Source organism: Gemmatimonadales bacterium (genome assembly GCA_041390145.1).
GTDB lineage: Bacteria > Gemmatimonadota > Gemmatimonadetes > Gemmatimonadales > GWC2-71-9 > SPDF01.
In genome coordinates this window covers 129754-149843 of the sequence record JAWKQM010000010.1, presented here as the reverse complement: position 1 = coordinate 149843, position 20090 = coordinate 129754, and the positions used below count along the sequence as shown (strand labels likewise).

The 20090-nt window shown below is 67.7% G+C and carries 17 protein-coding genes; 12 read left to right on the top strand and 5 right to left on the bottom strand.

Annotation, left to right across the window (positions count from 1 at the left end):
* Both R2910_10355 and polA read left to right on the top strand, forming a co-directional pair.
* Nucleotides 1–1359, top strand: a 1359-nt coding sequence (locus R2910_10355) for a GWxTD domain-containing protein (GenBank protein ID MEZ4413375.1), incomplete at its 5' end; no start/stop codon positions are given.
* Nucleotides 1356–4193, top strand: coding sequence for a DNA polymerase I (polA, locus tag R2910_10350; GenBank protein MEZ4413374.1), 2838 nt, complete (start codon nucleotides 1356–1358; stop codon nucleotides 4191–4193). The genes R2910_10355 and polA, both read left to right, overlap by 4 nt.
* Nucleotides 4194–4196: 3 nt before the next feature.
* On the opposite strand, the gene R2910_10345 is transcribed toward polA, so the two are convergent.
* Nucleotides 4197–6452 (bottom strand): MMPL family transporter, encoded by a 2256-nt coding sequence (locus R2910_10345; GenBank protein ID MEZ4413373.1) that lies wholly within the window; start codon nucleotides 6450–6452, stop codon nucleotides 4197–4199.
* Nucleotides 6453–6586: 134 nt separating this feature from the next.
* On the opposite strand from R2910_10345, the gene R2910_10340 reads away from it, so the two are divergent.
* From R2910_10340 to R2910_10330, 3 genes are read left to right on the top strand one after another with little or no spacing between them, the layout of a single operon-like run.
* The gene (locus R2910_10340; protein ID MEZ4413372.1) at nucleotides 6587–7324 is read left to right on the top strand and encodes a matrixin family metalloprotease; all 738 of its coding nucleotides are present in this window, start codon (nucleotides 6587–6589) and stop codon (nucleotides 7322–7324) included.
* Nucleotides 7325–7331: 7 nt separating this feature from the next.
* Nucleotides 7332–7706, top strand: coding sequence for a DUF393 domain-containing protein (locus R2910_10335; protein MEZ4413371.1), 375 nt, complete (start codon nucleotides 7332–7334; stop codon nucleotides 7704–7706).
* A gap of 45 nt (nucleotides 7707–7751) precedes the next feature.
* Nucleotides 7752–8048, top strand: a complete 297-nt coding sequence (locus R2910_10330; protein ID MEZ4413370.1) for an iron-sulfur cluster assembly protein — start codon at nucleotides 7752–7754, stop codon at nucleotides 8046–8048.
* 3 nt (nucleotides 8049–8051) lie between these two features.
* Here the strand turns inward: R2910_10330 and R2910_10325 are convergent, their stop codons facing one another.
* The gene (locus R2910_10325) at nucleotides 8052–9254 is read right to left on the bottom strand and encodes a ribonuclease D (protein MEZ4413369.1); all 1203 of its coding nucleotides are present in this window, start codon (nucleotides 9252–9254) and stop codon (nucleotides 8052–8054) included.
* A gap of 190 nt (nucleotides 9255–9444) precedes the next feature.
* Between R2910_10325 and R2910_10320 the strand changes: the two genes are divergently transcribed.
* Entirely contained in the window at nucleotides 9445–10713 is a 1269-nt protein-coding gene (locus tag R2910_10320) for a hypothetical protein (protein ID MEZ4413368.1), read from the top strand.
* 1 nt (nucleotide 10714) lies between these two features.
* Here R2910_10320 and R2910_10315 read toward each other — a convergent pair whose 3' ends face one another.
* On the bottom strand, nucleotides 10715–10885 hold the full coding sequence (locus R2910_10315; protein MEZ4413367.1) for a hypothetical protein: 171 nt from the start codon (nucleotides 10883–10885) through the stop codon (nucleotides 10715–10717).
* A gap of 66 nt (nucleotides 10886–10951) precedes the next feature.
* Here R2910_10315 and R2910_10310 point away from each other — a divergent pair, with 66 nt between their 5' ends.
* Complete coding sequence (locus R2910_10310) at nucleotides 10952–12175, top strand: alpha/beta fold hydrolase (protein MEZ4413366.1); 1224 nt, start codon at nucleotides 10952–10954, stop codon at nucleotides 12173–12175.
* A gap of 297 nt (nucleotides 12176–12472) precedes the next feature.
* Here the strand turns inward: R2910_10310 and R2910_10305 are convergent, their stop codons facing one another.
* Nucleotides 12473–12736, bottom strand: a complete 264-nt coding sequence (locus tag R2910_10305) for a ferredoxin family protein (GenBank protein ID MEZ4413365.1) — start codon at nucleotides 12734–12736, stop codon at nucleotides 12473–12475.
* A 67-nt stretch (nucleotides 12737–12803) separates the two neighbouring features.
* Between R2910_10305 and R2910_10300 the strand changes: the two genes are divergently transcribed.
* Nucleotides 12804–14906: a patatin-like phospholipase family protein gene (locus R2910_10300; protein MEZ4413364.1), complete on the top strand. Its 2103-nt coding sequence runs from the start codon at nucleotides 12804–12806 to the stop codon at nucleotides 14904–14906.
* A gap of 6 nt (nucleotides 14907–14912) precedes the next feature.
* Here R2910_10300 and R2910_10295 read toward each other — a convergent pair whose 3' ends face one another.
* Nucleotides 14913–15485, bottom strand: coding sequence for a peptide deformylase (locus R2910_10295; GenBank protein MEZ4413363.1), 573 nt, complete (start codon nucleotides 15483–15485; stop codon nucleotides 14913–14915).
* 332 nt (nucleotides 15486–15817) lie between these two features.
* On the opposite strand from R2910_10295, the gene R2910_10290 reads away from it, so the two are divergent.
* Genes R2910_10290 through sufD form a run of 4 tightly spaced genes read left to right on the top strand, consistent with a single transcriptional unit; the run spans nucleotide 15818 to nucleotide 20090 of the window.
* Nucleotides 15818–16522 (top strand): helix-turn-helix domain-containing protein, encoded by a 705-nt coding sequence (locus R2910_10290; GenBank protein ID MEZ4413362.1) that lies wholly within the window; start codon nucleotides 15818–15820, stop codon nucleotides 16520–16522.
* A complete protein-coding gene (gene sufB, locus R2910_10285; protein MEZ4413361.1) occupies nucleotides 16522–17958 on the top strand; it encodes a Fe-S cluster assembly protein SufB in 1437 nt (478 codons plus the stop codon). The genes R2910_10290 and sufB overlap by 1 nt, the downstream gene beginning before the upstream one ends.
* A 45-nt stretch (nucleotides 17959–18003) precedes the next feature.
* Nucleotides 18004–18762 (top strand): Fe-S cluster assembly ATPase SufC, encoded by a 759-nt coding sequence (sufC, locus tag R2910_10280; GenBank protein MEZ4413360.1) that lies wholly within the window; start codon nucleotides 18004–18006, stop codon nucleotides 18760–18762.
* Nucleotides 18759–20090 (top strand): Fe-S cluster assembly protein SufD, encoded by a 1332-nt coding sequence (sufD, locus tag R2910_10275; GenBank protein MEZ4413359.1) that lies wholly within the window; start codon nucleotides 18759–18761, stop codon nucleotides 20088–20090. Before sufC ends, sufD begins: the two co-directional genes overlap by 4 nt.

The window sequence follows — 20090 nt, the reverse complement described above, 5'->3', positions numbered from 1 at the left end:
ATCGAAGGGGGCCTCGTGCTCCGGTTCCGCGACAGTCTGCTTCTCCTCCTTCTGCCGATGATGGCGTGCAGCTCCTGGCAGCGCGTGGGCACCAGCGCCACGCCATCGCCCGAGGAGACGCTCACCAGTCTCTTCGACATGCCCGCGGTCTACCGGTCGATGGGGCGGCTGGCGGCAGGTCCCCCCCTGCCGTTCGTGGGCTCGGTGGCGGTCGCTGCGGGACCCGGCGACTCGGTGAAGGCGATCCTCGGGCTCTCGATCGAAAATCGCGCACTGTCCTTCCGCAAGGAGGGCTCGAACTTCCTGGCCGAGTACCGGGTCGAGATGTACCTCGACTCGCCCGACGCGCAGCCGATTCGCTTCGCACGGGACCAGGAGGTCCGTGTCACCGATTTTTCGGAGACGCTTCGCAACGACGAGAGCGTGCTCTTTCAGCAGCTCTTTCACCTGAAGAGCGGAGAGTATCGGATCACCGTCTCGGTGCGCGACCCCGTTTCCGGTCGCCAGACCCAGGCCGAGGCCAACTTCACGGCTCCGGACTTCAGCGCCGCGTCGTTCAGTGCGCCCATCCTCGCCTACCAGGTGACCGGGCGGCGCAGCCGGGACCAGGATCTCGCGCTCGTGTTGAGCCCCCGCGGCACCGTGAGCTATGGTGGCGACACCCTGCTCGCCCTGGTCGAGGGCTACAACTTCGCGGGGCCGACCGTCGTGCCCTTCCAGATCATCGACAACATGGACAGCGTCATCACGCGCGACACGCTCCGGTTCACCGGCGCGCGCGAAGTCGAGTCGCAGGTAATCCGAATCGTCCCCGACAACCAGCCCCTTGGTGAGCTGCGGATCCGGGTCGGCAAGGACTCCGCCGTCCGGCAAACCAGCGCCCTGGTCTCTTTTTCCGGTGCGTGGATTCTGACCAACTACACCGAGATGGTGGATCTGTTGCGGTACTTCGGTCACGATGAGGAGGTCAAACGGCTCAAGAAGGCGTCGCCCGAGGAGCGGCCCCGTCTCTGGCAGGAGTTCTACAAGAACACCGATCCCGTCCCGGCCACCCCGGAGAACGAGGCGCTGGAGCAGTACTTCGGCCGGATGGCCATCGCCAACCAGCGATTCACCGACGAGGAAGTGCCCGGCTGGCGCACCGACCGGGGGATGGTGTTCATCACGCTCGGCGATCCGGAGGAGATCTACAACGGCAGCTCGACGGTCCAGGGCCGGGTGATTCGATGGACCTACACCCAGCTGCGCCTCGAGGTCGTGTTCGAGGATACGGCCAACGTCAGCCGCTTTCGCCTGACATCCGATTCGCGCGCCGATTATGAGCGCGTGCTCACGCGCGTGCGGCGGGGAGAGTCGTGACCGCACCCGGTGACACGGGGGAGGCGCCGCGGCTCTTCCTGATCGACGGCTTCGCCCTGATCTATCGCGCCTTCTTCGCCATGATCTCCCGCCCGCTGCGCACGGCCAAGGGGGAGAACACCTCCGCGGCCTGGGGCGTGGCCAACTTCCTGGCCCGCCTGCTCGACACCCATCATCCCTCCTACGTCGTCTGGGTCCACGACGCCGGCAATTCCTTCCGCAACGAGAAGTACCCCGAGTACAAGTCCACCCGCGAGAAGCTCGACGAGGAGCTGCAGGCCGACTTCGACACCGCGGTGGAGCGCATCACCCAGCTGCTCGCCGCCTGGCATGTGCCCCTCGTGGCGGTCGAGGGGTACGAGGCGGACGACGTCATCGGGACGCTGGCGGTGCAGGCCGCCGCGCAGGGCATCCAGGTGGTGATCGTGTCGGGCGACAAGGATTTCTACCAGTTGATCGGGCCGCGGGTGGCGCTCCTCAACCCGGGGCGCGGCGGCCCCGGCGCCGTCGAGGAGATCTACGTCGACGAATCCAACGCCGCCGATCGCCTCGGCGTGCCGCCGACGCAGGTCACCGACTACTTGGCCATGGTCGGCGACAGCTCCGACAACGTCCCCGGCGTCAAGGGCATCGGCGACAAGGGGGCACGCAAGCTCTTGGAGGAATACGGGGACCTCGAGACGATCCTGGCCCACGCGGCCGAGGTGTCGGGCAAGCGGGCGCGCGAGGCACTCCTGGAGCACGCCGATCTTGCCCGGCTCTCGCGCGAACTGGTCACGATCCAGAAGGACGTCCCGACCACCTTCGATCCGGCCACCATGGCGCGCCAGGAACCAGACCGGGAGGCGCTCGCGCGCGTCCTCGCGGAACTCGAGTTCTATGCGCTGGCGCGGAGACTGGGATTGGGAGGGGCTGCTGGGCAGGGGGGCAGCGGGGCAGAAGTGGAGGGCACAGAAACCGCCCCGCCGCCCCGCGGCCCCGCCGAGGGCGCTTTCAGCGACCTCCAGGTCACCGTCGTCGATGACCCGGCGTCGTTGGCGGACCTGGCCCGGCGCCTGCGAACCGCCCCGCTCCTTGCGCTGGACACCGAGACCACCTCGCTCGAGCCCCACGACGCGGAGCTCATCGGTCTGTCACTCGCCGCCAGCGCGACGGAGGTCTGGTACCTCCCGTTTGGCCACCGCCCTCGGGCCGGGGCGCTGGCGGCGCCGGAACCGGTGCGCAACCTCCCCGCCATCACCGACTCCGCCTGCGCGCCGATCGCCGAGCTGCTGCGCGACCCCTCCGTCCCCAAGGCCGGCCAGAACATCAAGTACGACTGGCAGGTACTGCGCCGCGCGGGTGTCGAGCTCGGCGGCGTCGCCTACGACTCCATGCTGGCCAGTTTCGTCCTCGATCCGGGTCGCCGCTCGCACGGCATCGACGCGCTGAGCCTCGAGCACCTCGGGCGGGGGATGCGGAGCTACACCGACCTCACCGGCAAGGGGGCGGCGCAGATCCCCTTCGCGGAGGTGCCGGTGACGGACGCGGCGGCGTACTGCGGCGCCGACAGCGCCACCGTGCTGGCTCTGCACGACTTCTTCGCGCCGCAGTTGAAGGAGATGGCGCTCGAGCCGCTGCTCGAGACGCTCGAGATGCCGCTGGTCGAGGTGCTGGTGGACATGGAATGGGCGGGGATCGCCATCGACCTTGCCCTCTTCGAGCGGCTCTCCCGCGAGATGGCCGTGGAACTCGCGCGGCTCGAGACCGAGATCCATGCGGCGGCGGGCACCACCTTCAACCTCAATTCACCGAAGCAACTCGGGCAGGTGCTCTTCGAGCAGCAGCAGCTGCCGGTGCTGAAGAAGACGCGCACCGGCCCGTCCACCGATGCCGACGTCCTCGAACAGCTCGCCGCGATGGGGCACGACATCCCGCGACTGATTCTCGAGTACCGGGAGCTCCAGAAGCTGCGCTCCACCTACGTCGAGGTCCTGCCCGCCCGGGTCAACGCCACCACGGGGCGCATCCACACCAGCTTCAACCAGACGGGCGCGGCCACGGGCCGCCTCAGCTCCTCGGACCCGAACCTCCAGAACATCCCGGTGCGCACCCCGCGCGGCGAAGAGATCCGCGCGGGGTTCATCCCCGCGCCCGGGTGCCTCTTCGTCGCGGCGGACTACTCCCAGATCGAGCTCCGGCTGATGGCGCACCTCTCCGGCGACCCCGCGTTCACCGCCGCGTTCCGCCAGGGCGAGGACATCCACCGGCAGACGGCGGCCATCATCTTCGGCGTCCCCCTCGCCGAGGTCACCTCCGAGATGCGGGCCCGGGCCAAGACGATCAATTTCGGCACTATCTACGGACAGGGGCCGTTTGCGCTTTCGAAGCAGCTGGGGATTTCGCAGGAGGAGGCGAAGGAGTTCATCGCGCAATACTTCGAACGCTTTGCCGGGGTCCGGACCTTCCTCGACCGACAGGTGGAGATCGCCCGCGAACAGGGATACGTGGAGACCCTCCTCGGCCGCCGGCGCTACATCACCGACATTCGTGACAAGAACTTCAACGTGCGGGCGTTCGCCGAACGCACCGCGCAGAACACCCCGCTCCAGGGCTCGGCCGCCGACCTGATCAAGGTGGCCATGCGCCGGATTCACGACGCGCTCCGCGAGGGCCAGTACCGCACGAGGATGCTCCTGCAGGTGCATGACGAACTGGTGTTCGAGGCGCCGGAGGAGGAGGTCGACCGCGTGCGGCCGCTGGTCAAGCGCCTGATGGAAGGGGCCGCGACCCTCTCGGTGCCGCTGGTGGTGGATGTCGGGGTGGGGAAGAACTGGCTGGAGGCAAAGCGGTAAGGTTCACTCCTCGGTGCTCGGTTCCTTCCTGACTCCGGGCCACCAGTTCCAGCGCCCGGCGATGTGCATGAAGGCCGGCACCAGCACCATGCGGATGAGGGTCGCGTCGAGGAGCACGGCAACGGCCAGACCGAAGCCGAGGAATTGCACCATCAGGACCCGCGCGAACGCGAACGCGCCGAACACGAAGATCATGATGAGCGCCGCCGAGGTGATGACCGAGGCGGTGGCCGAGAGGCCCTCCATCGTCGCTTCGTTGTTCTTGCCGGTGCGGTCGTACGCCTCCTTGATCCGGCTCAGCAGGAAGACCTCGTAATCCATGCTCAAGCCGAACACGATCGCAAACACCATGACCGGCACCACCACGTAGATCGCCGACGTCGGGCCGTCGAGCCCGAACAGCCCCGCCCCCCAGCCATACTGGAAGACCAGCACGCTGAGCCCGAAGGTGGCGCTCACCGAGAGGCTGTTCATCACGATCGCCTTGATCGGCACCAGGACCGAGCGGAACGCGATGGCGAGCATGAGGGCCGTCACGCCGAGCACCACGCCGATCAGGAGCGGGAAGATGGCGAGCAGGTCGTCCTGGAAGTCCGTGGCCGCCGCGGTGTACCCGCCGACGATGATCGTCGCGCCCTTGAGCCCCCGAATCGGTTCCTTGACCCTGGCGCGGATGTCCCGCACCAGGTCCATCGAGGTGGTGAGGCTCGTGGTGTCGGCGGGGAAGACGTCCACCAGCGTGATCCGCTGATCGGAGCCCAGGTAGGCGTCCAGAAAATCACCCATCTCGGCGCGCGCCGCGGGGATGTCGCTGTAGAGGACCGAATACTCCAGGAGCGAGGCCCCCCGTCGGGGGGTCATCAGGCTGGTGACCCGACCGACTCGCGGATCTGCCGCCAGCGAGTCGGTGAGGTTGCGGAGCCCGCGCAGCCGGGTGGCGGTGGTGATCGTTTCCCCTTCCGGAACCTCCACGAGCACGCGAATCGGCAGCATCACGCCCGATGCCCCCATGGCCGCGAGCGTCTCCGCCCCCCGGCCCGCCTCGGTGGCGCTCGGCCACCAGTGCCGGGAGGGGAGGCCGATCTTGAGGAGGAAGACCGGCGCGGTCAGCAGCAGGACCCCGAGTCCGCCGAGTGTAAGCGCGCGGTAGGGATGCCGACCGAGGGAACGCGCCCACCGCTCCCAGATCGTCGGGGCGTGGTACCAGGCAAGTCGCTTGGCCAGCCACCGCGGCTCGTCGATGGCCCGGCCGAGGATGGCCAGGAGCGCCGGCAGGAGCGTGGTCGACAGCATCACCGCCACCGCCACGACGACCAACCCGCTCAGGCCGATGCTGCGGGTCTCCACCATCGGCGGAATCAGCAGGGCGGCAAAGCCGACCAGTACCGTCAGCCCGGAGGTGACCACGGCGGACCCGGCGGTCGCGAGGGTGCGCCGCGCCGCTTCATGCCGCCGGAGGCCGCGTTTCAGTTCCTCGCGGAAGCGGGTCACGATGAGCAGCGAATAATCGATGCCGACGCCCAGCCCGATCATCGTCGTGAGATTGAGCACGAACACCGACATGGAGGTGAAGAGCGCCACCACGCCAATCAGGGCAAGCGCCACGAAGATGGCCAGGATCCCGACCGCGACCGGGAGCAGCGCCGCGACGAGCGCGCCGAACGCCAGCACCAGCACGATCAGGGTGAGCGGGAGGACGCGCATCTCGCTGCGCCGACTGTCGTCGGCGCTCACGCTGCGGATATCGAGGTCAAGCGCGGCGCGGCCCGTCACGATGACCTGATAATCCGCCTGATCGGGAAATGCGGCGAGCGCCCGGCGAATGGCGGTGCGTGCGGGAATCACGTACTTGCCGGCGTCCGCCCCTTCGACGTTCAGCGCCGCCAGGATGAGCGTGGTCCGGCCGTCGGCGCTGATGAAGAGCGAGTCGCCGAGGGTGGGAAAGGAGAGGATCGACCGGACGTAGGGCTCGCGTCGAAGCGTCGCGATGAGCGAATCGAGCACCGCCGCGGGCCCGGGGCGGTCGATCGGGCTCGGCGCTTCCAGGGTGATCGCAAAGAACTCGCCGATGGAGCGGCTGAAGCGGCTCTGCAGGAGGCGATCGGCAAGCACCGCCTCGGTCTCGCGCGTACTGCCGCCCCGGATGTCGAGGCGCTCAGGGGTGTGCCGCGCCTGAATGACCGCCACGGTTCCGATGACCACCCAGAGCCCGATGACCGCCCAGCGATACTTGACGACGGCCCGCGCGAACAACCTCATGAACACTGCGTGGTCTTCTCCTGGTCGGCAGGGCCTGGGATGGGGACCCGAACCCGCCAATGTTAGGGGGCGCGGACCCTGCCCGCTACCCGATGTGGCGGCGGTTCCGCCTTCCGGCCCATATTTCCCTTCTCATGCAGCGACTGCTCACCCTGATGTTGACGGCCTTCGTCATCCTGCTGTTTGTCGGCACCGCCCGGCGGTACCGGGCGGCGCGCGCACACCAGTCAGTCGCCGCAGCTACCGCCCCCGATCCGGATGCTCCCCCGAACGCCGCCACTGACAGCCTGCGAGCCGCCGCGCGGGCGCTCCTCGCCCGCGATGCCGGACAAACATACCTCGATTCGATGCTGGTGAGCACCGACTCCCTGGTCCGGCGGTGGCCCGACCGGGGAGGGCGCCCCTTCCGGATTGCCATCCTCGAGGGGGGCTCCCCGGACTACGGAGTCCGGATGGCTGATTTTGTTCGGGAGGCTGCCTCCCGCTGGCAGGCGGCGGATGTTGGTCTCTGGTTCTCGTTTACCGGCGACAGCAGTGATGCGGACATCACCTTCCAGTGGCAGGAGAGCTTTGCCCTCGGCAACAAGGCTGGCGAGACCAACCTGCAGTGGTCGAACGCAGGGCCGGTGGTCCGTGCCCACGTGTCGCTGGCGACCCGGAATGCCGGCGACTCGCTCTTTACCGACGAGGCGTTGCTCGGGGCCGCCGTGCACGAGCTCGGTCACGCCATCGGATTGCCGCACTCCGCGGAGAGTTCGGATGTCATGTTCCCCGTGACGCGGGTGACCGTGCCCTCCGCCCGGGACCGCGCCACCGTTCGCCTGCTCTACTCACTTCCTCCCGGCTCGCTCCGCGCTCCACCGGTGCGGTAGCGGCCCGGTGCCAGACCGCCCGCTGGTTCTCTATGATGGCCGCTGCGGCTTCTGCCGCGACTGGTCGCGCCGGCTCGCTCGCTGGGATGGAAAAGGCCGCCTGCGACAGGTGCCCTACCAGGAGCGCCACCAGGTGACCGGGGTCCCGGCGCTGTCCGATGCCGAACTGGAGGAAGCCCTGCATGTCGTGTTGCCCGATGGCCGGGTGGAGCGCGGCGCACGTGGCGTCATCGCGCTGCTCCCGTGGCTGCGTGGCGGGAAGCTCCTCGCGGCCGTCGCGAGCCTGCCCGGCGTGGCGTCGGTCGCCGACCATCTGTACCGGTGGGTGGCGCGCCATCGGCACGACCTCGGAACGGACAGCGAGCACTGTGAGTTGCGTTGACGCGCGGCCGGCCGACCCGATAGCTTGCCAAGAGGGAGGTGGACCATGTTGACGACCGATCTTGTTCGGAAGGCGCTGAAAGGCGTGAAAGACCCTGAGCTGGGGCTGAATGTTGTGGATATCGGGTTGATCTATGACGTCGCCATCTCGGAGGCGGGCGACGTGCACATCACCATGAGCCTGACCTCGCCGGGCTGCCCCTCGGGGCCGGAAATCATGGGCGATGTGCAGTCGGTGGTGGCCGACCTCGAGGGGGTCAACAGCGTCGAGGTGGAGTTGGTGTGGGAGCCCTACTGGACGCCGGAGCGGATGGACCCGCGGGTGCGGGCCTTCCTCGGCTAGCCGTCAGCCGCCGGCCGGGGCCGCAGGTGGCTCCGGCACGGCGGCCAGCAGTTCCTTCCCGAATTCTTCCCGCTGCCAGCGACGCATCGACGGAATTGCCTCGAGGGCCTCAAGGGTCGCCGGCGCCTGCCGCGCGATTTCCTCCAGGGTGCCGTTCGGACAGGTGACCCCCGGTGCCAGGTCGAGCCGCTGCGCGATGAGATTCCGCGCGGCTTTCAGGCGGTCGAGGCGGGCGTCCGCCGCCGGATCCGGCGCCCGGCGGGGCTGGCGCGGCAGCCGGGGGAGATCCCGCTCCGGGATCGCCATGGCCTTCTCGATGGCGTCGAGAATCTCGCCGCCGCGCCGTGCGATGGTCTCCGGGCCCACCCCCTTCACCCGCTGCAGCTCTTCCAGGGTGCGAGGCGGCTGGCGTGCCATGGTGAACAGCGGCTCATTGTTGAGGATCCGGAACGACGCGCGGTCCAGGCGGCGTGCGGTCTCCTCGCGCCAGTCGTACACGGCTCGCAGCAGCGCCAGCTCGCGGCCCTTGAGCGCCTTGGCGCCCTTCAGCCGCAGGTAGGATGATTCGCCGGGTTCGACCACCGCCCAGGCCACCCCTTCCAGCAGCGCAAACTCCTCCTCGACCCAGGAAAGCCGGCCGAGCGCCTCGAGTTGCCCGCGCAGCTCATCCCGCAGCCCGGGGAGGTAGTGCGTATCGGTGGCCGCATAGGCCAGCATCTCATCCGAGAGCGGGCGGGCCGACCAGTCGGCGCGCTGGTACTTCTTGTTCAGCGTCACCCCGAAGTACTTCTGGAGCAGCGCAGCCAGGCCGATGCCCGGTTCGTTGAGGAACTGGGCGGCGATCCGGGTGTCGAAGAGGCGCGCGGCGCGGATGCCGTACTGGCGCTCGAGCAGGCGCAGGTCGTAATCCGCATCATGGAAGATGACCTCGATCCGTGGATCGGCGAGGAGGGACGCAAAGCGGTCAATACGTTCAATGCCGAGGGGGTCGACGACCGCCGTGCGGTCGCGCGAGGAAATCTGCAGGAGGTAGACGCGGTCCTCGTACCGATGGAAGCTGGCCGCCTCGGTATCGATGGCGAGCAGGGGTTCGCCGGCAAGGGAGTCGAGGAGGCGATCGAACGCCTCCTGGTCGGCCACGACCTCGATATCGAGTGGCGAGCCAGCGGAGCCGGAGCGTTGAGCTGCATTGGAGGAAACAGGCATGCCGAATAGTGCCGCTACTGGTGAACAGTCGCAACTGCCATATTTTTCGTGCCGTTGTCGGGTCGTTGTCGCCATACTGTCGGGTTAGTGGGCGTTATTGGCACCTGACTTAATCCTCCCGCCCCGCCTAGATTTCCTCCCGATGCAGTCGCCCCCTCCACATTTATCACGAATGCGATTTGGAGTAATGATGTCTCGACCGCTCTCCACCGCCACTCTCCGCTCGCTCGCCTGGGCCACAGCCGTCCTGACCTCGGTCGCTGCCTGCCGCGACACACCCGTCAATACGGCCACCGTGGACGCCGGGCCACTCATTGCGGACTCCGCCGGGGTGCGCCTGATCAGTGACTCCGCATCGGCGTGGGGTACGGAGCAGCGGTGGACCGTCGCGAGCGAACCGACGCTTGATCTCGGTGAACCCCAACACCCCTTTGTCGGGGTGGCGCCGGTGGTGCGGCTGAGCGACGGCCGCATCGCGGTGGCCGACGGCTCGCAACAGACGATTCAGTACTTCGATTCGACGGGCAAGTTGCTGCTGTCGGTCGGGGGGCGCGGCGGTGAGGAGGGCCAGTTCCACGCGCTCGGCTGGATCGGGCGCGGGGCGGCGGACACGCTGGTGGCGTACGATTTCGTCGCCCGTCGGCTGACGCTCTTCGATGCGCGGGGGAAGCTCGTGCGCACCGCGCTGCTCGTGCCCGCCGATCCAGCGGCCCTCGCCGAACCACTGGCCACCTTTCAGGATGGCTCCGTGCTCGTCCGGCTGACCCGCTCGATGAACCCCTTCCCCGGCAAGGCGGGGCAGGTCGTTCGCGATTCGGCTTCCTACATGCGGTTCGGGCTCGACGGAACACCCGTTGCGTCGTTCGGAAAGTTCCCGCAGGGCGAGGTCTTCGGCGTGCAGGTGCGTGCCGAGGGCCCCCCTTCCCCGTTCCCCGTTCCCTTTGGTCTCATGACGGTGGCCGCCCTCCGGGCTGACACCATGCTGATCGGGACGGGGACCAGCTTCGAGGTCGCCGCATTCGGGCCGGACGGCACCCCGGTGGGCGGACTCCAGGCGGCGATCCCGCGCGACGAAGTGACGCGGGCGGACGCCAAGGAGTTCACCGCGGCCGCCATCACCCGGCTGAAGACCGGGGCCAAGACGCTCAACACGACACTCGACAGCAGCCTCGTCCGCGCGCTCGAGAATGCGCCGTTCCCCGCCCGGAAACCCGCCTTTGGACGGATGCTTGTGGATGCGACCGGCGCCCTCTGGCTCTCGGCGCCGCTCAATCCACCGGCATCGGCTTCCAGTTGGACCGTCTTTGCGCCAGACGGTACCTGGCTCGGCACGGTCACCACGCCGGAGGGCTTGCGCGTCGACGAGATCGGTGTCGACTACGTGCTCGGCATGTACCGCCAGCGGCATGGACAGGAACGCGTCCGCTCGTATCCGCTCACGCGCGGCGCGGCCAACTGAGTCAGTCCCGCTTGGCCACCAGCTCGAGGCCGGCGGCGATTTCCTCGAACGCCTTCGCAAGCGTCTTGTAGAATTCAGCGTCGGGCGCCGGGGGCCCGCCGAGGGCGGCGTCGAGCTGGATCTTGCGGGCCAGCCGGGCGGCGTGGCGGATGTAGTCGGTGGTCGGGGGCATCGGCGACTCCCGGTTGGGGTTGGGACGGCTCGAATGGGTGACGATCGCTGCGAGGGAGAATAGCTGATGACTGGGGTGCCTGTCGTCTTCACCGTCTATCCCGGTGACTGTGACGCGTATGGCCACCTGAACCAGGCGTCATTCCTGGCCTATTTTGAACGGGCGCGCTGGCACATGCTCGCCGACGGGCCGGGAATGGACCTCTTCGAGCGCGAAGGCGTCTGGCCCGCCGTCCGCCGTGCCGTCATCGAGTACCACGCTCCCGCCTACCCTGGCCAGTCACTTCGCTTCCAGCTCGCCGTCACCCGCATCGGCCGCACCAGCTTCACCATGCGCCAGGTGGCCCGTCGTGAGTCCGACGACACCCTGATCGCAACGGCCGAGTCAGTGTTCGTGTGCATCGGCCGCGACGACGCGCCCGCGTCGATTCCCGACGCCGTGAGGGGTTTTCTGGTGCCCGCCCTCCCATCGGCGGACCCGTCGCACCGGTCGGTGACCGTGCACGGCGTCGAACTCGCCCTCGACGACCGCGGAAGTGGGCCCGCCGTGCTGTTCGTGCACGGATTTCCCCTGAACGGCACGCTGTGGCGACACCAGGCGGGAGCCTTTCCGGGGTGGCGGACGCTGATTCCCGATCTGCGCGGGATGGGACGCTCCGACGCGCCGGACCTCGGCTACAGCATGGCCACCTACGCCGACGACCTGGTTGCGCTCCTCGATGCGGCGGGCGTCGACGACGTGGTGCTGGTGGCGCTGTCGATGGGGGGATATGTGGCCTTCGAGTTTCTCCGCCGGCATCGACCCCGCGTCCGGGGGCTGGTGCTCGCCGACACGCGAGCCCAGGCCGATAGCGCGGAAGCGCGCCGCGCACGGGAAACGGCCATGGCCGATGCACGCGACGGGGGCGCCGCCCTGATCGCCGAACAGATGTTCCCCAAGCTGTTGGCGAAAGGCGCCCCCGAGCCGCTCCGCGACTCCGTCCGCGCCATGATGGCCGCGACACCGGTCTCGGGCCTCATCGGCGCGCTCGCGGCCATGCGCGACCGACCAGACTCGACGGAATTGCTCCCCACGCTGCAGGGGCTGCCCACGCTGGTCACGGTCGGAGCGGAGGACGCCATCACTCCTCCAGCGATGTCGGAGGCGATGGCCAAGGCTATACCTGGCGCCAAGTTGGCCGTCATTGCCGACGCCGGTCACCTCGCCCCGCTGGAGCAACCCGAGGCGTTCAACCGGCACCTCCAACTGTTCCTGCAGGGGCTGGGAGGGCCGGCCCGGCCTGGGGTGTGAAACCTTTTGGCCCTCTCAGGTGTCTTATCTATTGAGGCGCTGGTTCGGTTGGTATCACGCCGGCCTCCGACGTCTCTGTAATCCTTCCAACCTACGGCTCCGGGACCGCGGCCATGCAGTACGGTTCCGGGGCCGCCTCGCGTCCATACCCCAGCAACCGACCGATCGAGGCCTGCAAGGCGCGACGGTACCCACTTGCCGGCCGTCACCTGTCGGGCGAACCTTGGAGTTCGGCACCAAACAGAAGCGGCGCCACTTCGGAGGGTGGCGCCGCATCACAGTGGTCGCGAGGTGGGACTACCGGTCCGGACGTCCCGGCGGATTGTCGCCTTCAAATACCACTTTGTTCTTCTCGATGAACTCGGTGTATTGCGGCGGAACATCTTCCTCAGGGAAGATGGCGGTCACCGGACATTCCGGCTCGCAGGCGCCACAATCGATGCACTCGTCCGCGTTGATGTAGAGCTGGTCTTCACCTTCGTAGATGCAATCCACCGGGCAGACGTCGACACACGCCCGATCCTTGACACCAATGCAGGGTTCCGTGATCACGTACGTCATCTGGCCAGCCGCTCCCTCGGGAAGATGGTCCGCCGCACAGGGGGTGCGGCGAGTCCTGCGGCAAGTATTGCGGACTCCCTTCCCGCGGCGCAAGGGGTGGCTTGGCGCGACCTTCGTCGCCCTGGCCGCGGGGGTCGTGCCGCTGGCTGCGCAGGCGCCCGCCTGCACCACCGGCCGGACGGCGCTCGTCCTCTCCGGCGGCGGCGCCAAAGGCATCGCGCACCTCGGGGTCATCGCCGCGCTGGACAGCCTCGGAGTAAGGCCCGACTACGTCGTCGGCACCAGCATGGGTGCCATCATCGGGGCGCTCTATGCCGGGGGCGCCTCGTCGCGCGAGGCCGACTCCCTCGCCACCCTGTACAGTCCGGCCACCCTGTTCGGTTCGTCCACCCCGGACGGCCCGCTTGCCTGGCAGCCGTTTTCTCCCCTGCTCACCTGGGCGGTGACCAAGAAGGGGTTCACGCTCCAAAGTCCCTCCATCGACCAAGCCGACGCCAACGCGCTCATCTCGGCGCTGCTGCTGCGCCCGAACTTGCTGGCCCAGGGCGATTTTGATCGGTTGCCCGTCCCGTTCCGTGCTGTGGCCACCGATCTCGCCACCCGCGACACCGTCGTGCTCTCCTCCGGCGACCTGGCGCAGGCGGTGCGGGCAAGCATGTCAGTGCCTCTTGTCTTTGCACCGGAACGGATCGACGGTCGTCTGCTCGTCGATGGCGGGCTCTCCGCCAACGTCCCGGTCACGGTCGCGCGCGCCCTGCCGGGCGTCACCCGCGTGATCGTTTCCGACGTCTCGTCGCCGCTGCTCACCGACGAGGAGCTGGATGCGGGCCCGCTGGCGGTGGCCGACCAACTCGCCGGGTTTCTTTTCGTCCAGCCCCCGGACTCCCTCGGTCCGGGCGATGTCTACATTCGCGCCGACGTCAAGCAGTTCAAGAACCTCGATTTTGCGCCGGCGACGGTGGACTCGATCTGGCGACGCGGTCGAGCGGCCGCCGATTCGGCGCTGGCCGGGGCCGCCTGCCTCCCGATCGGGCCGGCGCCGACCGGTGTCCTGCCGCGCACGGTGGCCAGTTTCTCCCTGCGGGGCGGCGCGCCGACGGATGCCGCACTGCTCCAGCGTTACCTCGGGCTCTATCCGGGGTCGCCGATCGACGAGGCCGCGCTCGCGCGACAGGTGAACGCGGTCAGCAGGCTGGGCGGGTATTCCGGCGTGTGGCTCCATCCAACGCCGGCCTCCCAGAATCGCGTGGCGTTTCAGGCCACCGTGACGCCTGCGCCGTCCCGGCTCGCCGGGGTGACGATGGCGTTCGACCGTGACCTCGGCGCCCGGGCCGGCATGATGTACCTTGACCGGCGGCTCGGCGGCACGCCGATCGAATGGAGCGCGATGCTCGGCGTCGGCACGCTCACCAACGACATCACGGTGGGATTCCGCCGGTACTTCGGCGCCGGTCTCACCTGGGTGGCGCCGACCGCGTCGGTCCATCTCAAGAACCAGACGATCAACTTCTACACCAGCAGCGGGATCGGTGCCGGGCGCACCGACACTCGGCAGGGCGTGCTGTTCGTCGGGGTGGAGCAGGGGTTCTCCGCCGGGTGGGTCCTCGGGCTCGGCGTCGATGGGCGCAGCTGGAACGGCGGCGAGGTTCCGTTGGGGAGCCCCGATTCGACCTCGGATGGCTCGAGCGCCGGCGTCCGGTTCTTCGCCCGGCAGCCACAGGGCCCGTGGAAGACGGACGCGACGCTGGTCTGGTCGGATTCGTTCCAGCGGGTGGCGCTCACGACTTCGTACACGGTCGCTGTCGGGAAGTTGTCGCTGACCCCGATTGCCCGACTCGGCTGGGGCGCCGACCTGCCGTTGCAGGATCAGTTTCCGCTTGGCGGCACGCTGGGGTTTCCGGGACTGTCGGTGGAGCAACTCCGCGGCGACCGCGAAGTCTTCGGCGGGCTCGAGCTTTCGCATCCGATCCGGGGTTCGCTGCGGTGGGAGGTGCTGGCGGCAGCGGGGCGGAGCGCGTACGGGGGGGATCTCTTTACCAGCGCCGATTGGCTGGGAGGTGTGCGCGGGGGAATTGCGGTGGAGACGCCGATCGGTGATGTCCAGGCGGCCTACGGTATGACCACGACCCACACCGACAATGTGTTCGTGCGGATTGGGCGGTGGTTCTAGCCCCGGTCAGATGAGGCCGGTGAGCGGCGTGGCATAGCTGGCATGGCGCGGTTCCGGCTCGCCATAGCGACCCTCCGAGGCATGGATCCGGTTCCATTCCTCGCGCAGGCAGAAGGGGTCGAGCCCGTGGGGCCGGTCCACCGCCAGCACCCCGTCAAGATGATCGATCTCGTGCTGCAGCAGCTCGGCACGGTCGCCCTCCAGGTCCACCTCGTGGGTCTCCCCCTTGATGTCCTGGTACTGCACCCGGATCCGGTACGCCCGTGACACCTGCACCATCAGGTTCGGGAACGAGAAGCAGTCGTCCCAGACACTGAAGTCCTCGGTGCCGATGTCGATGATTTCCGGGTTGATCAGGGCCCACGGCTTGTCCATCTCCACATAGATCATCCGAACCGGCGCGCCGATCTGGGGTGCGGCGATGGCCCGGCCACTCCCGAATCGGGACTGCCAGTCGCGCAGCGTTTCGCGCATGTCGTCGAGGATTACGCGGACGGCCGTGGAGCGCGGCTTGGTGATTGGTTCGCACCGGGTGCGGAGGATCGGGTCGCCCAGGAGGCGGATTCGGTGGATGGTCATGGCCCAATCTCGCATTCGGGTGGGAGGGGCACAAGACTCTACCTACTCAACAAAAGGGGTAGTGACAGCTACGACTGTATAGTTATCTGTTTAATGACAACAGGTTACGATCAACTGCCGCCTTCCGACCCTCTCTTGCATCCGACCCTCCATCGTCCTCTGCCTGACCTCGGCCCCCTGGCCAGTCCAAACCAGCCAGCGGAGGTTCGGAAGCGCGGAAGATGCGGCGGAGTGGCGATTTAATGTGTTGTAAAATAGAGTCTTATGAATTCGCACCAAAAATGCCACGTGAACTTGACAATCCCGAGCTCGGCGCCTAGAATTCCGCCCATATGGCGATACCGATTGCCCACCTCCGTGCCTCCGCCGCCCTCCCGGTCGGCTACAAGGGACCCCGAGCTTCCATACTCGTGGAGCTCAAGCTTGCGCCAGGCGTAACCGCGAAGGAACTCTCCGGGCGCCTCGGGCTATCACTCAACGCGATCCGGCATCATCTCAAGGAGCTCGAAGTCGATGGGTTGCTCGAGCATGAACGGGAGCAGCGCGGCGTTGGCGCTCCGGTGTTTGCCTATCGGCTCTCCCCCGCGGGGGAGCGCGTTTTTCCGCGCCGCTACGAGTCGGCGTTGACTGATGTGCTGGAGACGCTGGTGGAGCGGGAAGGCCGCGACGCCGTGGTCGGCGCCCTCGAGGCGCGGTACGCCGCGCTCCTGCGGCGGCTGCCGGCGGATTTGGCGCACCTGCCCGCCGAGCGCCGGCTGGCGGCGGTCACCCGGTTGTTGAACGAGGACGGCTTCATGCCGGGCTGGGAAGGTTCGGCGGAGGGGGGGACCCTCACCGAGCACAACTGCGCCATCCGCGCGGTGGCGGAGCGCTTCCCCGAAATCTGTGCCGCCGAAGAGCGGTTCCTGAGCGCGGCCCTTGGCGCCTCCGTGGACCTGCAGGCCCATGTGCTCGACGGCTGTTCCGCCTGTGAATACCAAGTGCAATTCACCCCGCCGGTGTCCATCGGGATTACCCGGCCCCAGGGAGTCAATTGATGACCTCACCCGTCGAATCCTACGTCCAGCAGGAATACAAGTACGGCTTCGTGACCGACATCGAAGCCGACAGCGTTCCGCGCGGGCTGAACGAAGACACCATCCGGATGATTTCCGCCAAGAAGAACGAGCCGGCGTTCCTGCTTGAGTGGCGCCTCGCCGCCTACCGGCGCTGGCTCGAGATGACGGAACCGCACTGGGCCAACGTGCAGTATCCGCCCATCGACTACCAGGACATCATCTACTACTCGGCGCCCAAGCAGGTGAAGCCGCTCGGGTCGCTCGACGAGGTTGACCCGGAGCTCCTGGCCACGTACGAGAAGCTGGGCATCTCCCTCTCCGAGCAGAAGCGGCTTTCCGGCGTGGCGGTGGACGCCATCTTCGACAGCGTGTCGGTGGCCACGACCTTCAAGGAGAAGCTGAAGGAGTCCGGCGTCATCTTCTGCTCCTTCTCCGAGGCGGTCAAGGAACATCCCGAGCTCGTCAAGAAGTATCTCGGCAGCGTCGTGCCGGCCGGCGACAACTTCTACGCCGCGCTCAACGCCGCCGTCTTTACCGACGGGTCGTTCGTGTTCATTCCCAAGGGCGTCACCTGCCCGATGGAGTTGTCGACCTACTTCCGGATCAACGCCGCCGACACCGGGCAGTTCGAGCGCACCCTCATCGTGGCCGAAGAGGGCGCCACTGTGAGCTACCTCGAGGGCTGCACCGCGCCCAAGCGCGACACCAACCAGCTGCACGCTGCGGTGGTGGAGCTGGTGGCGCTCGAAGGGGCCACCATCAAGTACAGCACGGTGCAGAACTGGTACGCGGGTGACAGCGAGGGCCTGGGCGGCATCTACAACTTTGTCACCAAACGCGGCAAGTGCGCCGGCGCGCGGTCGCGCATCACCTGGACCCAGGTGGAAACCGGCTCCTCCATCACCTGGAAGTACCCCAGCGTCATCCTGCAGGGTGACGACTCGATCGGCGAGTTCTACTCGGTGGCCGTGGTCAACAACCGCCAGCAGGCGGACACCGGCACCAAGATGATCCACGTCGGGAAGAACACCCGCAGCACCATCATCTCGAAGGGCATCTCCGCGGGCCGCGGGCAGAACAGCTACCGGGGTCTGGTCAAGATGCTCCCCAAGGCTCTCGGCGCCCGCAACTACACCCAGTGCGACTCGATGCTGATCGGGAACGCCTGCGGGGCCCACACCTTCCCGTACATCGACGTGCAGCATCCGAGCGCGTCGGTGGAGCACGAAGCGTCCACGTCGAAGATCGGCGAGGACCAGATCTTTTACTGCAAGCAGCGCGGCCTCGACACGGAGGACGCGATCTCGATGATCGTCAACGGGTTCTGCAAGGACGTCTTCCAGAACCTGCCCATGGAATTCGCCGTCGAGGCGCAGAAGCTCCTCGGCATCAGCCTCGAAGGCAGCGTCGGCTGAATCACCGGCGCCTGCACGGCGGGCGCCATTCGGGAGACACGGCACGTGCTTGAAATCAAGAATCTGACCGCCACCGCCGGTGGCACCGACATTCTCCGCGGCATTTCTCTCGCCGTCAACGCCGGCGAGGTCCACGCCATCATGGGCCCGAACGGCAGCGGCAAGAGCACGCTGGCGCAGGTGCTGGCGGGCCACCCCGCGTACGAGGTGACCGGTGGGACCGTCACCTACAAGGGCCAGGACCTGCTGGACATGGAGCCGGAGGAGCGGGCGCAGGCCGGCGTGTTCCTGGCGTTCCAGTATCCGGTGGAAATCCCGGGCGTCACCAACGCGTACTTCCTCCGTGCCGCGTACAACGCCAAGCGGGTGGCCGAGGGCAAGGAAGAACTCGATCCGATGGACTTCCTCGATCTGCTCGAGGAAAAGCTGAAGCTGGTCGAGTGGGGCCCCGAGATCATGAGCCGCGCAGTGAACGCCGGCTTCTCCGGCGGCGAAAAGAAGCGGAATGAAATCCTGCAGATGGCGGTGCTCGAGCCGTCACTGGCCATTCTCGATGAGACCGACTCCGGGCTCGACATCGACGCGCTCAAGATCGTGGCCGAAGGAGTCAATTCCCTCCGCCGCGCCGACAGCGCGACGATCCTTGTGACGCACTACCAGCGGCTGCTCAACTACATCGTGCCCGACTTCGTGCACGTGCTGGCGGGCGGGCGGATCGTCCGGTCAGGCGGCAAGGAACTGGCGCTGGAACTCGAGGAGCGCGGGTACGAGTGGCTCACCGAAGCGGCGGGAGCCGTCGCGTGACGGCCACCCGCACTCCCGTGGCGCCGATGCCCCGTGCCGTCGAGCCGGAGTGGACTGCCGAACTCCGACGCGAGGGAGCCGCCCGGTACGAAGGGCTGCGCCTTCCGACCACGCGTGACGAGGATTGGCGCTTCACCGATCTGTCGCCGGTCACCAAGGCGGCCCTCGGCCCGGCCCGTGCCTCGGGCGCACTCACCGAGTCCGACATAGCACCGTTCCTCTTCGGGCACACCGAGTGGCCCCGGCTGGTCTTCGCCAACGGGCGCTACCAGCCGTCGCTCTCGAAGGTGACCGGCCTGCCGGCCGGCGCACGCGTCGGCCCGCTTGCCCAGTTGCTGGTCGAGGCGCCGGAGCTGGTCGAGGGGACGCTCGGCAAGCGCGCCGTGCAGCCCGCCGCCGCCGCACTCGTCGGCCAGAACGCCTCGGCGTTCCTCGACGGCTATGCCATCGTGCTGCCGGCCGGTGCCGTGGTGGACACGCCCATCCACGTGCTCTTTGTTGCCGACAGCCACGCCGCGCAGGGTGCCGTGTATCCGCGCAATGTCGTGGTGCTCGGTGCCAACGCCGTCGCCTCCGTGGTCGAGAGCTATGTGACGCTCGCCGACGGTGTTTCCCTGACCAATACCGTTGGCGAAGTCACGTTGGCCGACGGCGCGCGGTTCGATCACTGCAAGATCCAGCGGGAGAGCACGCAGGCGTTCCACCTGGCCACCCTTGAGGTCCGCCAGGAACGGGACAGCTACCTGAACTCGTTCTCCTTCGCGGAGGGCGCGGCCCTCTCGCGCACCAACATCTACACCACGCTGGCCGGGCCCGGCGCCCACGCCACGCTCTACGGGTTGTACCTGGCTGAGGGCCGCCAGCACGTCGACCACCAGACCCGGATCGAGCACGCCGCGCCCGACTGCACCAGCTGGGAGGTGTACAAGGGCATCCTCGACGGCCGCGGCCACGGGGTGTTCAACGGCAAGGTGTACGTGCATCCGGAAGCGCAGAAGACCGACGGCAAGCAGACCAACAAGAACCTGCTGCTGTCCGAGACGGCCAAGGTGGACACCAAGCCGCAGCTCGAGATCTTCGCCGACGACGTGAAGTGCACCCACGGCGCCACGGTGGGGAGTCTCGACGCGGTGCCGCTCTTCTATTGCCGGAGCCGCGGGATCGCCGAAGCCGAGGCGCGGACGCTCCTCACTTATGCCTTCGCGGCCGACGTGCTGGAGGAGATCCGGAGCCGGCCGGTGGTGGATTATCTGGAGGACTTGATGCGGCAGTGGTTGTTGAAGGCGGGGCGGCGCGGCAGCGGGGCTGCGGGACAGGAAACAACCTGA